Source organism: Serratia sp. CY33525 (assembly GCF_052169115.1).
GTDB lineage: Bacteria > Pseudomonadota > Gammaproteobacteria > Enterobacterales > Enterobacteriaceae > Serratia > Serratia sarumanii.
On sequence record NZ_JBJNLK010000004.1, the window covers coordinates 292,462 to 305,327 of the forward strand.

Here is a 12,866-nt window from a genome sequence, read left to right on the forward strand (position 1 = left end):
GGCAGTCAGTTTTATCCAACCTGCGCACGGTTTCAAGGCGCGATAAGGGGCCGCGTCCGGCCCCCGTAATAACGCTGCCGGCTCAGGCGGCGCCTTCACCCGGGCCGAGCGGCTGCGCCACCTGATGCAGCACGGTGATGTGCTGCAAAAGCGTGCCGCCGTCGATCGGTTTCATCTGGCCGTCGCGATCTTTATAGTGCGTCGGCTTGGCGCCGTGGAAGAACAGCCCGGCGTTGACCTGCACGCCCAGATAGCCCGCGCTGGCCGGCAGGCGCTGCACGTCGGTCCAGGGGTTGGAAACCGGCACGTACTGGAAACCCTCGCTCGTTTTGGCGTACAGCGGGCGCAGTAGCGTGACAAAGGCCATCATCGGCGACAGCGCGTCTTTAAAGATCTGCACCGGCCGATCGACCGTCATCAAGAAACCCTGCGGCTGCTCCTCAACCGTGTCGAGGCTCAGGCTGCTGCTGATATCATCACCCCGGCCGCCATAGCTCCATTCAATGGCCGGCGCCCCACTCTCGTTCATCATCTCTGACATACACTGCTCCTTATAAAATGAATTCAACACGCCTGCTGCGTGCCGGAACAGTAAACCGCTGCAGGGGGATCAGCGTCCACGCCGGGCGGCACGCTGGCGAACCAAACAACGAAGGCGCTCAATAAAGCTCGAAATGAATAATTTCCCCACGTGATAGCGCAGCATTTGAACGACCTCAGCCGTTGCAAGAGCACATAGTGATGGCGTTACCGCCACTGGAGAGTGTTATGACCGCGATTAAACCGGACGCCATCGACCGCGTTCTCCCCGCCGCCACGCCCTGGCTAGCCGTCATCAACGTGCTGTTCGCCGGCATCGCCGCGGCGCTGCACGTGGGCAAGGCCACCATCGCGCTGCCGGCGCTGGAGGCCGAGTTCGGCCGTTCGCTCGAAGCGCTGAGCTGGGTTATTTCGGCCTTTCCCTTCGTCGGGGTGTTCGGCGGCATCGCCGCCGGGCTGCTGGTGCGCCGCTGGGGCGACCGGCGGCTGCTGGCGCTCGGGCTGCTGATCATCAGCGCCGCCAGCTTTACCGGCGCCGCGCTGCACGACTTCAGCGGGTTGATCGTCAGCCGCTTTGTCGAAGGCCTCGGCTTCGTGATCGTGGTGGTCGCCTCGCCGGCGGTGCTGAACCGCATCGTCGCCCCGGCGCAGCGCAGCCTGGTGTTCGGCATCTGGAGCACCTTCATGCCGGCGGGCATCGCCATTTCGCTGTTTTTCGGCCCCCACCTCGCCGGCTGGCAGCAGAGTTGGCAGGCCGGTGCGGCGCTGACGCTGCTGGCCGCCCTGCTGCTGCCGCTGACCACGTCCCGCCGCACCGCCGAGGCGCACGCGCCGTCCTTGCCGCTGCGGCAAGCGCTGGGCGCCCTGCTGCGGGCGCGCCGACCGCTGTTGCTGGCGCTGATGTTCGCCGCCTACAACCTGCAATTTTTCTCGGTGATGACCTTCCTGCCGATCTTCCTGATGCAGCGCATAGGCCTGACGCTGGCGGCCGCCGGCGGTATCAGCGCGGCGGCGGTGGCGGCGAACATCATCGGCAACCTCGCCGCCGGGCTCTTGCTGTCGCGCGGTCTGCGCGCCGGTAGCCTGCTCGCGGCCACCAGCCTGATCATCGGCGTCTTCGGCATCGGCATTTTCTTGCCGATAACGCCCAACGCCCTGCTGATCCCGCTGTGTTTCCTGTTCTGCGCCATCGCCGGCATGCTGCCCGCCACCATTCTGGCCGCCACGCCGGCGGCGACGCCGGAACCGACGCTGCTGCCGCTGAGCCTGGGGCTGGTGATGCAGGGGAACTATCTCGGCCAGGTGATCGGCCCGGTTGCGCTGAGCGCCATCGTGGCCGCAGCCGGTTGGGCGGCCCCGGCCTGGCTGGTGCTGGCGGCGGCCGTGTCAGGGGCGCTGTTGGCGCTGGCTTTTCTCAGCCGGCGGCATAAGGCGGGGTGATAAGCAGAAAGGTGGTTTTGTTTGTTATAAGCGGTGCTGAATTTTCCCTGGTGCAGGTGCCTGCCTATCGCGAAGGATAAGGCCAATGATGATCGAGACCCGACAATGACAAGGCGCCGGTGGCCGCGAAATACACCAGCAGGCCGGCAAAGGCGATCAGTAGCGTCTTCTCGATGACGCCGAGTCGTTTGTGTTCAGTCATTTGCATACTCCTTCGTGGTATCGGGCGAACGGCCGCCCTCATCAACACTAGGAAAGCCTGGCCCAAGCGGCAAGCGCGGCTCACAAAATGAAACACAATCGATAAATTTTGTTAATTATTTAGCCCTCTTTCTTTTCTCACGCCGCCGCCAGTTCACCCTGCGGCGCCCGCCTTGCCCTTAATAACCCTATGGAATACGCCACTAAAAATCCCCTACCGGTTAAGTAAAGGTGATGATAGTGTTGTTTTCATTCAGTTCATCTATGCTGAAAATTCATCTTTTGAGGGACGACTATGATGTCTAAAGGCATTTCCAAGGGATTCTTTATTCTGATCCTGTTCATCGTTACCGCCGCCTTTCTCGACGTGCTGGGGCCTTACTACTCCTCGGTGCTGTGGGCGGTCATTCTGGCGGTGATTTTCCATCCGGTAAAAAAGAAACTGAAGCAGTACGTCGGCGAACGCAACGGCGTGGTGTCGCTGCTGACGGTGGCGCTGATCTGCCTGATCGTGTTCACGCCGTTGGCGATCATCGCCTCGTCGCTGGCGATGGAATTCAACGTGATCTACACCAAGCTGCAGACCAACAACAGCCAGTTGCCGACCATGCTGGCGGACTTTATGCGCCACCTGCCCGGTTGGGCGCAGCGGTTCCTGGCGGAACATAACCTCAACAGCGCCGCCGAGATACAAAAGCAGCTTTCCGAGGTGGCGCTCAAGGGCGGGCAATATCTGGCGGGCAGCGTCTTCCTGATCGGCAAGGGCACCTTCAACTTCGTCGTCGGCTTCGGCGTGATGCTCTACCTGCTGTTCTTCCTGCTGAAAGACGGCCCCTATCTGGTGAACCTGGCGCTCGAAGCGCTGCCGCTCTCCCAGCACGTAAAACACCACCTGTTCGTGAAGTTCGCCGCCGTCTCCCGCGCCACCGTCAAGGGCACGGTGGTGGTCGCCGTGGTGCAAGGCGCGCTCGGCGGGCTGGCGTTTTACTTTACCGGCATCGACGGCAGCCTGCTGTGGGGCGCGCTGATGGCGTTCCTGTCGATTATCCCGGCCGTAGGCTCCGCCATCATCTGGGTGCCGGCGGTGATCTACTTCTTCGCCACCGGCATGCTGTGGAAAGCCATTTTCCTGGTAGTGTTCTTCGTGGTGGTGATCGGCCTGGTGGACAACATTCTGCGCCCGCTGCTGGTGGGCAAAGACACCAAAATGCCGGACTACCTGATCCTGATCTCCACCCTGGGCGGCATGGAGATCTACGGCATCAACGGCTTCGTCATCGGCCCCTTGATCGCCGCGCTGTTCATCGCCTGCTGGAACATTCTGTCCGGCCGCGACAGCGAGGAGAACATCGAAGAGATCGACGAAGCGTTTATCGAGGAAGGCAAAAATCATCCCGACGCGGTGGAGTAAACCTCCCGCAGCGAATCACGCAGGGGCCCAATGGGCCCCTTTTTTGTCAGTGGTTTTGTATCAGCGCGCCGGGATAAAAAAGACCTGCTCCGGATCGCCGTCATCGAGATTGTCAATCTGGCCGCTGGCGACAAATCCGGCGTTCAGCAGCAGCCGCTGCATCGGCAGGTTGGAGCGATTGGTGGAGGTGAACAGCTTCGGGTGCCGGCAATGGGACTTCAACACCGCAATCAGCGCCTGCCCGACGCCCCGGCGGCGATAGCGCTCGCCGACCATCAACATCTCGATAAAGCCGCAGCCGAAGAAGTGATAGTGCAGCACCCCATAGCCCATCACCATGCCCTGTTCCTCGGCAAGAAAACAGATGCCCTGCGCGCACCAGGCACGGATTTGCGCCGCACGCTGCGGCGCATTCTGAGCAACGCTGTCCAGGGCGATCAGCGCTGCGGTATCGGTTTCAGCAGCAAGGCGCACAAGCATATTTAACCCCTCATTCATATGGATGACGGCGGTGCCGCTTCAACGAAACGGCAACCGAAGCGGGATAATTTTTACATCCCCGCCAAATTTTGTAATCCTATTATAGAGTTACTAAAAACACGCCAAGGAAGGAAAACATTTCCCGATGAAAATACCGCAAATCTCCGCCGCCCTGCTGTTTACCCTGCTGCTGGCGGGCTGCCAGTTCCACAAAACCGTGTTCCCGCCGCCGTATATCGGCACTCCGCAAGAGATCAGCACCTACGAAGTGAAAGGGCTGACCTTTGTCACCACCGTCACCTTCAGCGGCCTGTTTGCTGAAGAGCTGGTGCGCGAGTACGCGCAGAAACACCACTACCGCTATTACGTGGTCACGATGCGCAGCAACGGTTTTAAAGATCGAAGCGAGCGCGTGAGCGCAATGATGTATCGGTAAGTCTTGGCAACATATGCCGTGAAATAATGCCGAAAAGACTGGCTTCAGCATTAGGAAACGCTATACGAAATATTGCACAACCCAATACTCACAGGCCGCATGAAAGTACGGCCTGCGACTTCTGTTTAACCCAGTTGCCGCCCTTTACCTTCTACTGTCACTACGGGCTAAATTCCAACGTGATAATTTGGAACGCCTTATGGACCTCTTCCGTTGGTGGCTTAGGAAAGCGAGAATCGCCAATTGCCTGCATGGCGGCACGGCAAAGAGCCGGATCGCCGCCTTCTGTTCGAACATTGATTGGCAGGCCGTCCGGTGCCGACGTAATGCGCAATGTGCAACGCTTGCCTGAGTAGGCTTCGGCGTCTTTAAAATGGCGTTGAATCTCAGCTTGCACCTGGGCCATGTAATGTACTTTCTCTTTTCCCGGCGCAGGCGTCTTTGGGTCACCAAGGTTGGCGAAAAGATCATCGGCCTCTTTCTTCGCCGGAACGGTTTGGCTGGGGACAGTGCTCTTGGCACACCCCGTTAATGCCAGTGCGAGCATCGCCGCCAATAAGGTGGCGGCGCCGGTTTTATAGCCTGAATGCGTTATTTTCATATCCCTTTCCTTATGGATGATTATCAGCCGAATCAACGTTGTATTCGAAAAGATCCCCGGTGAATACTTATACAGAATTAACGCCAAACCACCAATGACATCACGCACTGGAACGCGGAAAATCGTGAGTAGATGATGATATGAAACCCTAACCCCCTCACCGGGCCGTACGCCTGAGCCACCTAACCTATCGACATCTCCCGAATTGGTAATCACCCCATCAATAAATTAAGTTATTCTTACTTTTTTATCCCACCATAAGCACTTTCAACCCTGGCAATCTGGAAAATCTGCCTATACTTATTTTCCTGATATTAAATTCGTTTAAGTAACCAGGATGGTAGGTATGAAAAGCAAACGACTCTTTGCCGCGCTTCTTGCTGCAACTACGGTGATGTTCATTGCGGGCTGCGCTTCCAATCAGGCGATCAAAACAACGGATGGCAAGACCATTGTCACCGACGGCAAACCTCAGGTCGATACAGATACCGGGTTAGTCTCCTATCGAAACGCTGAAACGGGCAAAACGGAACAGATCAATCGAGACCAGATTGCAAACATGAGTGAGTTGGATAACTAAAAGGAGCTTCAAATGAAAAAAACGCTTGTTCTTCCCGCGATCGCCCTAGTTGCCATCGCCGCACTGTCAGGCTGCACACGCACCAGCTACGCCATCCATACCCACGACGGTCGAACGCTCATCAGTGACGGCAAGCCGAAAGAAACCGCTGCCGGGTTGCTCGGTTATACCGACGCCAATGGCGTTAAACAGCAAATCAACAAGACGGAAGTCAAAGAGGTTTCAGAGATCCCTCATTAAGGTTCCGATAACCTTAGCCAGCTAACACCAAGGGAGCCAATGGCTCCCTTTCTACTCTAAAACCCGGCGTACTTGCCTGCATTTAACGATAACGTCGAACACCTGACATTTCAGCGCCAACGTTCCCGGGTTTGCCATACGGATCTCTCCTTTCCCTGCGTCGAACAGCTATAATCCAAGAAGTGGAGTTATTTGATAATGATAAGGAGGGAGTATGTATAAAACTATCTTGGTTCCAGTCGATATTACCGAGCCGGAATTAACGCAGCAGGTCATCCCACATGTCAACGCGCTCGCCAGGCTCGAAGACTCCCACGTCCATTTTCTGGCGGTGATCCCGTCACGCGCCACCTACGCCGCTTTCGGCTTTGCCGCCACCGCGGCGATAGAAACCAAAGACGAAATCATTGCGGTAGCGACCGAAGGGTTGGCGAAAGCGGCCAAAGAATTCAGCGTGCCTGAAGATAGAGTGACCACGCATGTGGCCGTCGGCGATCCCAAAGATCAGATCCTGGAACTCGCTGATGCGCTTAACGCGGAGATTATTGTGATGGGTTCCAACCGCCCTTCTGCGATCACTTACCTCCTCGGCTCCAATGCCACCGCCGTCGTGCGCCACGCCAATTGCCCGGTGCTGGTGGTGCGTGAATCGGCCAATCCTTGATATCCCATGCCCATTTGAACAATAAAAAAACGGGAGCCCTAAGGCTCCCGCTCTCATTCAAACGCCAAACACACTTACATGTGCTCTACGATAGCGTCGCCAAACTCTGAGCATTTCAGCAGTTTAGCGCCTTCCATCAGGCGTTCGAAGTCATAGGTCACGGTCTTGGCGGCGATGGCGCCTTCCATGCCTTTAACGATCAGGTCAGCCGCTTCGAACCAGCCCATGTGGCGCAGCATCATCTCTGCGGACAGGATGATGGAGCCTGGGTTCACTTTGTCCTGGCCGGCGTACTTCGGCGCGGTGCCGTGAGTCGCTTCGAACAGCGCGCAGTCGGAGCCGATGTTGGCGCCCGGTGCGATGCCGATGCCGCCGACCTGGGCAGCCAGGGCGTCGGAGATGTAGTCACCGTTCAGGTTCATACAGGCGATCACGTCGTATTCCGCCGGGCGCAGCAGGATCTGCTGCAGGAAGGCGTCGGCGATCACGTCTTTAACCACGATCTCTTTGCCGGTGTTCGGGTTCTTGATCTTCAGCCATGGGCCGCCGTCGATCAGCTCACCGCCGAACTCTTCGCGCGCCAGCTCATAGCCCCAATCCTTGAAGGCACCTTCGGTGAACTTCATGATGTTGCCTTTGTGAACCAGGGTCACGGAGTCGCGGTCGTTGGTGATGGCGTATTCGATCGCCGCACGCACCAGACGCTTGGTCCCTTCTTCGGAGCATGGCTTCACGCCGATACCGCACTGCTCCGGGAAGCGGATTTTCTTCACGCCCATTTCGTCGCGCAGGAATTTGATCACTTTGTCCGCTTCGGCGGAGCCGGCTTTCCACTCGATGCCGGCGTAGATGTCTTCGGCGTTTTCACGGAAGATCACCATGTCGGTCAGCTCAGGCTGTTTCACCGGGCTTGGGGTGCCCTGGTAGTAACGCACCGGGCGCAGGCACACGTACAGGTCCAGCTGCTGGCGCAGGGCCACGTTCAGAGAACGGATGCCGCCGCCGACCGGGGTGGTCAGGGGGCCTTTGATGGCGACGCGGTAGTCGCGGATCAGGTCCAGAGTTTCGTCCGGCAGCCACACGTCTTTACCGTAAACGTGGGTAGATTTTTCGCCGGTGTAGATTTCCATCCAGGAGATTTTACGTTCGCCGTGGTAAGCCTTTTTAACGGCCGCATCAACCACGTGGATCATGGCAGGAGTCACGTCAACGCCGATGCCGTCGCCTTCGATGAACGGGATGATCGGGTTATGAGGAACAACCAGTTTACCCTGGGCGTCAACCGTGATTTTTTTACCTTCTGCCGGAACAACTACTTTGCTTTCCATCAACCTCTCCTTCAAGCGCAATTTTGTTAATGCTTTGTAAGATGCGTGTAGATACTACTTGAATATTCGGTCCGCGCCAATCCGAAACGGATTCGGTTATAATGCGCTTATCATCCGTAATCTCAACCGTTATGAAAAAATTCTCTGTTAGAAATCACAAAGTTAAACGATTCAGCAAGCCGAATGCCGCCAAACCCGCCGCGCCGAAGGGGCCGCGCCGAATTGTGTTATTCAACAAGCCCTTCGACGTGCTGCCGCAGTTCACCGACGAAGCCGGCCGCGCCACGCTGAAAGAGTACATCCCCTTCCCCGACGTTTACGCCGCCGGGCGTCTGGATCGCGACAGCGAAGGGCTGCTGGTGCTGACCAACGACGGCCAGCTGCAGGCGCAGCTCACCCAGCCGGGGAAGCGCACCGGCAAAATCTATTATGTGCAGGTCGAGGGCGCGCCGCAGGAGAGCGATCTGGCGCCATTGCGCAGCGGCGTCACGCTGAAAGACGGCCCCACGCTGCCCGCCGGGGTGGAGTTGGTGGCCGAGCCGCAGTGGCTGTGGCCACGCAACCCGCCGATCCGCGAACGTAAATCCATCCCCACTTGCTGGCTGAAAATCACCCTGTATGAAGGGCGAAACCGCCAGGTGCGTCGCATGACGGCGCATATCGGGTTCCCTACCCTGCGCCTGATTCGCTACAGTATGGGTAATCTTTCGCTGGGTTCACTGCAACCTGGTGAATGGAAAAGCATCGATTCCCTGTAGACCGATAACTGATGGAGGCGCCATGAGGAACACACTGACCGCGCTGCTGCTCGCCGCTCTAGCGGCCCCGTTCGCCACCCAAGCCGCCAGCTTCGACTGCGCCAAGGCGGCAAACCGCGATGAGCAAGCCATCTGCGCCAACCGCACGCTGAACGATCTGGACGTGCAAATGACTACCAAGTACCAATTCCTGCGCGGCCTGTTCGCCATGGGCGCGCGCGGCGCGATGCAGGACAGCCAGCAGGACTGGCTGGCAAAACGCCAGCGGTGCGGCGGCGATACCGCCTGCCTGCTCAAAAGCTATCGCACCCGCATCGCCGAGCTGGACGACATCTACCGGCGCATCGACAAACCGCTGTAAGGAGAGCGCATGTTCAAACCGCACGTCACCGTGGCCTGCGTGGTGCACGCCGCCGGCAAATTTTTAGTGGTCGAAGAGACCATCAACGGCAAAGCGCTGTGGAACCAGCCGGCCGGCCACCTGGAGGCCGACGAGACGCTGGTGCAGGCCGCCGAGCGCGAGCTGTGGGAAGAGACCGGCATCCGCGCCGCGCCGCAGGCGTTCCTGCGCATGCACCAGTGGATCGCGCCGGATCGCACGCCGTTCCTGCGTTTTTGCTTCGTTATCGAGCTGGAACAGCCGCTGCCGACCGAGCCGCACGACAGCGACATCGATCGCTGCCTGTGGCTGAGCGCCGACGAGATCTTGCAGGCGCCCAACCTGCGTTCCGCGCTGGTGGCGGAGAGCATTCGCAGCTACCAGCAGCCGGAGCGCTACCCGCTGTCGCTGGTCGGCAGCTTCGCCTGGCCGTTTTAAGGGCGCCGTGCAGCACAAGATGAACAGTGCGCCGGCGCGGCCAACGTGGTAAAATCCTGCGCTTGTTTTTATCAGCACGGTTCGTGTTCAAGTTCGTGAGATCCCCATGTCAGACAACAGCCAGAAAAAAGTAATCGTCGGTATGTCCGGCGGCGTCGACTCTTCCGTTACCGCCTATCTGTTACAGCAACAGGGCTATCAGGTCGCTGGGCTGTTCATGAAGAACTGGGAAGAAGACGACGACGAAGAGTACTGCTCCGCCGCGACCGATCTGGCCGACGCGCAAGCGGTCTGCGACAAGCTGGGCATCGAACTGCACACGGTGAACTTTGCGGCGGAATACTGGGACAACGTGTTTGAGCTGTTCCTGGAAGAGTACAAGGCCGGCCGCACGCCGAACCCGGACATCCTGTGCAATAAAGAGATCAAATTCAAAGCCTTCCTGGAGTTCGCCGCCGAAGATCTGGGGGCCGATTTCATCGCCACCGGCCACTACGTGCGCCGCCAGGACGTAGACGGCAAGAGCCGCCTGCTGCGCGGCGTCGACGGCAACAAGGATCAGAGCTACTTCCTCTACACCCTGAGCCACGAGCAGGTGGCGCAAAGCCTGTTCCCGGTCGGCGAGCTGGAGAAGCCGGAGGTGCGCCGCATCGCCGAGCAGCTGGAGCTGGTCACCGCCAAGAAGAAAGATTCTACCGGCATCTGCTTTATCGGCGAGCGCAAGTTCCGCGACTTCCTCGGCCGTTACCTGCCGGCGCAGCCGGGCCCGATCGTCAGCGTTGACGGCCAGACCGTCGGCGAACACCAGGGCCTGATGTATCACACCCTGGGCCAGCGCAAAGGGCTGGGCATCGGCGGCCTGAAAGACAGCAGCGAAGATCCGTGGTACGTGGTGGATAAAGACGTGGCCAACAACGTGCTGGTGGTCGCCCAGGGGCACGATCACCCGCGCCTGATGTCTACCGGTCTTATCGCGCAGCAGCTGCACTGGGTGGATCGCCTGCCGCTGAGCGGCCCGTTCCGCTGCACGGTGAAGACCCGCTATCGCCAGCAGGATATCCCTTGCACCGTGACCCCGCTCGACAGCGAACGCATCGAAGTGCGTTTCGACGAGCCGGTCTCCGCCGTCACCCCCGGCCAGTCGGCGGTGTTCTACCAGGGCGAAATCTGCCTCGGCGGCGGCATCATCGAACAGCGCCTGGCGTAACTGCCCGGCAAAAGAAAAACGCTGCGTTTACCGCAGCGTTTTTTTTATTCAAAATTCCACCTGCGCCCCCAGTTCGATCACCCGATTCGGCGGGATTTCGAACAGATCCGGCGCGCGCAGCGCATTGCGCTGCAACAGCTGGAACACCTTGCCGCGCACGCGCAAATACCAGGGCCGCTTGCCCAGCACCAGCGTATCGCGCGACATAAAGAACGAGGTCTCGTTCATGGTGAAGCTCATCCCCTCCAACCCGCAGCGGTAAAGGATGTCCGTGACGTTGGGCGTCTCGCGCCAGCCGTAGCTCGCCACCACCCGCCAGAAACTCGCCGACAGCTGTTCGATCGCCACCCGCTGCACGTTATGCACGTACGGCATGTCGGTGGTGACGATGGTCAGCAGCACCACGCGCTCATGCAGCACCTTGTTGTGCTTCAGATTATGCAACAGCACCAGCGGCACCGCGTGCGGCGTGCGCTCCATAAACACCGCAGTGCCCGGCACCCGCTTCGGCGGCGCCTCCTCCAGCGACTCGATCAGCGCGCTCAGCCCCTCCTGGTTGTCGCGCAGCCGGCGGATCAGACGCGAACGCTCGGTCTTCCAGGTCAGCATGATCAGCAGAATCATCAGCCCAAGCACCACCGGCAGCCAGCCGCCGGTCGCCAGCTTGATCAGGTTGGCGCCGAACAGCGGTACGTCGATGCACAGCATGATCAGCAGCATCAGCCCGCCCAGCGCGCGCGGCCAGCCCCAGTTTTTCACCGCCACGATGCTCAGCAAAATCGACGACAGCAGCATGGTGCCGGTCACCACGATGCCGTAAGCCGAGGCCAGGTTGCTGGAGTGTTTGAAACTGATAATCACGATCAGCACCGCCGCGAACAGCAGCCAGTTCACCACCGGAATGTAGATCTGCCCGGACTCCTGATCGGAGGTATAGATGATGCGCATCGGCGGCAGGTAGCCCAGCCGCACCGCCTGGCGCGTCAGCGAGAACACGCCGGAGATTACCGCCTGCGAGGCGATCACCGTCGCCAGCGTGGCGATCACCAGCAGCGGGATCAGCGCCCAGGTCGGCGCCAGCAGGAAGAACGGGTTGTTGATCGCCGCCGGATTGGTCAGCAGCAGCGCCCCCTGGCCGAAGTAGTTCAGCACCAGCGCCGGCGCCACCAGCGTAAACCACGCCAGACGGATCGGCTTTTTACCGAAGTGGCCCATATCAGCGTACAGCGCTTCGGCGCCGGTGACCGACAGCACCACCATGCCCAGCGCAAAGAACGACACCGTCTTGTATTCGAGGAAGAAATTCACCGCCCAGTAAGGGTTCAGCGCCCGCAGCACGCCAGGGTGCTGCAGAATGCCGCCGATGCCCAGCAGCGCGAGCGTCAGGAACCAGATAACCATCGCCGGGGCGAACAGTTTGCCGACGCTGCCGGTGCCGCGCTTTTGTATCGCGAACAACGCGGTCAGCACCAGCAGCGACAGCGGCACGATAAAGCTGTCCAGTTCGGGGGCGATAATCTGCAGCCCCTCGATGGCCGAAAGCACCGAAATGGCCGGGGTGATCACCCCGTCGCCGTAAAAGAAGCTGCCGCCCACCAGCCCGATCAGCACCGCCGCCGGCACCCAGCGCGCATCCAGCCTGCGGATCGCCAGCGACATCAGCGTCAGGATCCCGCCCTCGCCGTCGTTGTCGGCGCGCATCACGAAACAAATGTATTTAATGGACACCACCAGCGTCAGCAGCCAGAAAATCAGCGACAAAAAGCCGTAGATTGAGGCCGGCGTCATGGTGATGCCCTCCTCCGCCGTCAGGCATTCGCGCAGGGTATACAGCGGGCTGGTGCCGATATCGCCGTACACCACGCCGATGGCCGCCAGCGTTACCGCCGGCAGCGGCTGCTTGTTTTTTACGTGCATATGAAGGTCTTTATTTGAGGGCTCACGTTGGCAGTATAGATGCAGCCGCCGCACTTTATTTGCCGCCGCAACAATAAGTTCGCGCCGCCGCGCCGGCGATTTTCGCCGCCTGTCTGCGCAGTTCTGCGCCGTACGGCGCCTCCGCCTCGTCTCGGGCGTATTAGACGCTGGGTTTAGCCTCGATTTTGTGGCATGATCCGCGGCATTCGTTGTCATCGTTGTTACAGCCACGCCCGTTCGTTACCG

General features: G+C 59.4%; 16 protein-coding genes. 10 read left to right on the plus strand and 6 right to left on the minus strand.

The genetic code is table 11. The features are described from left to right. Window positions 1–82 precede the first annotated feature (82 nt). Entirely contained in the window at window positions 83–541 is a 459-nt protein-coding gene (locus tag ACJ8IM_RS12785; protein WP_033653874.1) for a hypothetical protein, read from the minus strand. 227 nt (window positions 542–768) lie between these two features. Here ACJ8IM_RS12785 and ACJ8IM_RS12790 point away from each other — a divergent pair, with 227 nt between their 5' ends. After that, window positions 769–1,980 (plus strand): MFS transporter, encoded by a 1,212-nt coding sequence (locus tag ACJ8IM_RS12790; protein ID WP_033653873.1) that lies wholly within the window; start codon window positions 769–771, stop codon window positions 1,978–1,980. 64 nt (window positions 1,981–2,044) lie between these two features. Here ACJ8IM_RS12790 and ACJ8IM_RS12795 read toward each other — a convergent pair whose 3' ends face one another. Then, window positions 2,045–2,182 (minus strand): hypothetical protein, encoded by a 138-nt coding sequence (locus tag ACJ8IM_RS12795; RefSeq protein WP_162837928.1) that lies wholly within the window; start codon window positions 2,180–2,182, stop codon window positions 2,045–2,047. Between the two features lie 294 nt (window positions 2,183–2,476). Between ACJ8IM_RS12795 and ACJ8IM_RS12800 the strand changes: the two genes are divergently transcribed. Then, on the plus strand, window positions 2,477–3,592 hold the full coding sequence (locus ACJ8IM_RS12800; RefSeq protein WP_033646364.1) for an AI-2E family transporter: 1,116 nt from the start codon (window positions 2,477–2,479) through the stop codon (window positions 3,590–3,592). Between the two features lie 60 nt (window positions 3,593–3,652). On the opposite strand, the gene ACJ8IM_RS12805 is transcribed toward ACJ8IM_RS12800, so the two are convergent. Continuing rightward, the gene (locus ACJ8IM_RS12805; protein ID WP_033653872.1) at window positions 3,653–4,072 is read right to left on the minus strand and encodes a GNAT family N-acetyltransferase; all 420 of its coding nucleotides are present in this window, start codon (window positions 4,070–4,072) and stop codon (window positions 3,653–3,655) included. 145 nt (window positions 4,073–4,217) lie between these two features. Here ACJ8IM_RS12805 and ACJ8IM_RS12810 point away from each other — a divergent pair, with 145 nt between their 5' ends. Beyond that, window positions 4,218–4,508 carry a hypothetical protein gene (locus ACJ8IM_RS12810; RefSeq protein ID WP_033646366.1) on the plus strand — a complete coding sequence of 97 codons (291 nt, stop codon included), beginning with the start codon at window positions 4,218–4,220 and terminating at the stop codon, window positions 4,506–4,508. Window positions 4,509–4,668: 160 nt separating this feature from the next. Here the strand turns inward: ACJ8IM_RS12810 and tolA are convergent, their stop codons facing one another. Further along, on the minus strand, window positions 4,669–5,109 hold the full coding sequence (gene tolA, locus ACJ8IM_RS12815; protein WP_033646367.1) for a cell envelope integrity protein TolA: 441 nt from the start codon (window positions 5,107–5,109) through the stop codon (window positions 4,669–4,671). Window positions 5,110–5,455: 346 nt separating this feature from the next. Between tolA and ACJ8IM_RS12820 the strand changes: the two genes are divergently transcribed. From ACJ8IM_RS12820 to uspF, 3 genes are all read left to right on the plus strand, one after another. Beyond that, window positions 5,456–5,689: a YgdI/YgdR family lipoprotein gene (locus tag ACJ8IM_RS12820; RefSeq protein ID WP_033638227.1), complete on the plus strand. Its 234-nt coding sequence runs from the start codon at window positions 5,456–5,458 to the stop codon at window positions 5,687–5,689. A gap of 12 nt (window positions 5,690–5,701) precedes the next feature. Beyond that, window positions 5,702–5,929 (plus strand): YgdI/YgdR family lipoprotein, encoded by a 228-nt coding sequence (locus ACJ8IM_RS12825; protein WP_033653871.1) that lies wholly within the window; start codon window positions 5,702–5,704, stop codon window positions 5,927–5,929. Between the two features lie 214 nt (window positions 5,930–6,143). Further along, a complete protein-coding gene (gene uspF, locus ACJ8IM_RS12830; RefSeq protein WP_033646368.1) occupies window positions 6,144–6,593 on the plus strand; it encodes a universal stress protein UspF in 450 nt (149 codons plus the stop codon). Window positions 6,594–6,667: 74 nt separating this feature from the next. On the opposite strand, the gene icd is transcribed toward uspF, so the two are convergent. Beyond that, window positions 6,668–7,921: an NADP-dependent isocitrate dehydrogenase gene (gene icd / locus ACJ8IM_RS12835; protein WP_033638224.1), complete on the minus strand. Its 1,254-nt coding sequence runs from the start codon at window positions 7,919–7,921 to the stop codon at window positions 6,668–6,670. Window positions 7,922–8,052: 131 nt separating this feature from the next. On the opposite strand from icd, the gene rluE reads away from it, so the two are divergent. The 4 genes from rluE to mnmA all read left to right on the plus strand — a co-directional run bounded on the left by rluE (window position 8,053) and on the right by mnmA (window position 10,703). Beyond that, complete coding sequence (rluE, locus tag ACJ8IM_RS12840) at window positions 8,053–8,679, plus strand: 23S rRNA pseudouridine(2457) synthase RluE (protein WP_033653870.1); 627 nt, start codon at window positions 8,053–8,055, stop codon at window positions 8,677–8,679. Window positions 8,680–8,701: 22 nt separating this feature from the next. Beyond that, window positions 8,702–9,040 carry a lysozyme inhibitor LprI family protein gene (locus ACJ8IM_RS12845; RefSeq protein WP_033653869.1) on the plus strand — a complete coding sequence of 113 codons (339 nt, stop codon included), beginning with the start codon at window positions 8,702–8,704 and terminating at the stop codon, window positions 9,038–9,040. Between the two features lie 9 nt (window positions 9,041–9,049). After that, window positions 9,050–9,496: an NUDIX hydrolase gene (locus ACJ8IM_RS12850; RefSeq protein ID WP_033646370.1), complete on the plus strand. Its 447-nt coding sequence runs from the start codon at window positions 9,050–9,052 to the stop codon at window positions 9,494–9,496. Window positions 9,497–9,602: 106 nt separating this feature from the next. Further along, complete coding sequence (mnmA, locus tag ACJ8IM_RS12855; protein ID WP_033638220.1) at window positions 9,603–10,703, plus strand: tRNA 2-thiouridine(34) synthase MnmA; 1,101 nt, start codon at window positions 9,603–9,605, stop codon at window positions 10,701–10,703. 48 nt (window positions 10,704–10,751) lie between these two features. On the opposite strand, the gene kup is transcribed toward mnmA, so the two are convergent. Next, window positions 10,752–12,620 (minus strand): low affinity potassium transporter Kup, encoded by a 1,869-nt coding sequence (gene kup, locus ACJ8IM_RS12860; RefSeq protein WP_033638219.1) that lies wholly within the window; start codon window positions 12,618–12,620, stop codon window positions 10,752–10,754. Window positions 12,621–12,866: the final 246 nt, after the last annotated feature.

Coding starts and splice junctions, on each gene's coding strand:
- ACJ8IM_RS12785 (WP_033653874.1), bottom strand. CDS start 541: ATGTCAGAGATGATGAACGAGAGTGGGGCGCCGGCCATTGAATGGAGC.
- ACJ8IM_RS12790 (WP_033653873.1), top strand. CDS start 769: ATGACCGCGATTAAACCGGACGCCATCGACCGCGTTCTCCCCGCCGCC.
- ACJ8IM_RS12795 (WP_162837928.1), bottom strand. CDS start 2,182: ATGACTGAACACAAACGACTCGGCGTCATCGAGAAGACGCTACTGATC.
- ACJ8IM_RS12800 (WP_033646364.1), top strand. CDS start 2,477: ATGATGTCTAAAGGCATTTCCAAGGGATTCTTTATTCTGATCCTGTTC.
- ACJ8IM_RS12805 (WP_033653872.1), bottom strand. CDS start 4,072: ATGCTTGTGCGCCTTGCTGCTGAAACCGATACCGCAGCGCTGATCGCC.
- ACJ8IM_RS12810 (WP_033646366.1), top strand. CDS start 4,218: ATGAAAATACCGCAAATCTCCGCCGCCCTGCTGTTTACCCTGCTGCTG.
- tolA (WP_033646367.1), bottom strand. CDS start 5,109: ATGAAAATAACGCATTCAGGCTATAAAACCGGCGCCGCCACCTTATTG.
- ACJ8IM_RS12820 (WP_033638227.1), top strand. CDS start 5,456: ATGAAAAGCAAACGACTCTTTGCCGCGCTTCTTGCTGCAACTACGGTG.
- ACJ8IM_RS12825 (WP_033653871.1), top strand. CDS start 5,702: ATGAAAAAAACGCTTGTTCTTCCCGCGATCGCCCTAGTTGCCATCGCC.
- uspF (WP_033646368.1), top strand. CDS start 6,144: ATGTATAAAACTATCTTGGTTCCAGTCGATATTACCGAGCCGGAATTA.
- icd (WP_033638224.1), bottom strand. CDS start 7,921: ATGGAAAGCAAAGTAGTTGTTCCGGCAGAAGGTAAAAAAATCACGGTT.
- rluE (WP_033653870.1), top strand. CDS start 8,053: ATGAAAAAATTCTCTGTTAGAAATCACAAAGTTAAACGATTCAGCAAG.
- ACJ8IM_RS12845 (WP_033653869.1), top strand. CDS start 8,702: ATGAGGAACACACTGACCGCGCTGCTGCTCGCCGCTCTAGCGGCCCCG.
- ACJ8IM_RS12850 (WP_033646370.1), top strand. CDS start 9,050: ATGTTCAAACCGCACGTCACCGTGGCCTGCGTGGTGCACGCCGCCGGC.
- mnmA (WP_033638220.1), top strand. CDS start 9,603: ATGTCAGACAACAGCCAGAAAAAAGTAATCGTCGGTATGTCCGGCGGC.
- kup (WP_033638219.1), bottom strand. CDS start 12,620: ATGCACGTAAAAAACAAGCAGCCGCTGCCGGCGGTAACGCTGGCGGCC.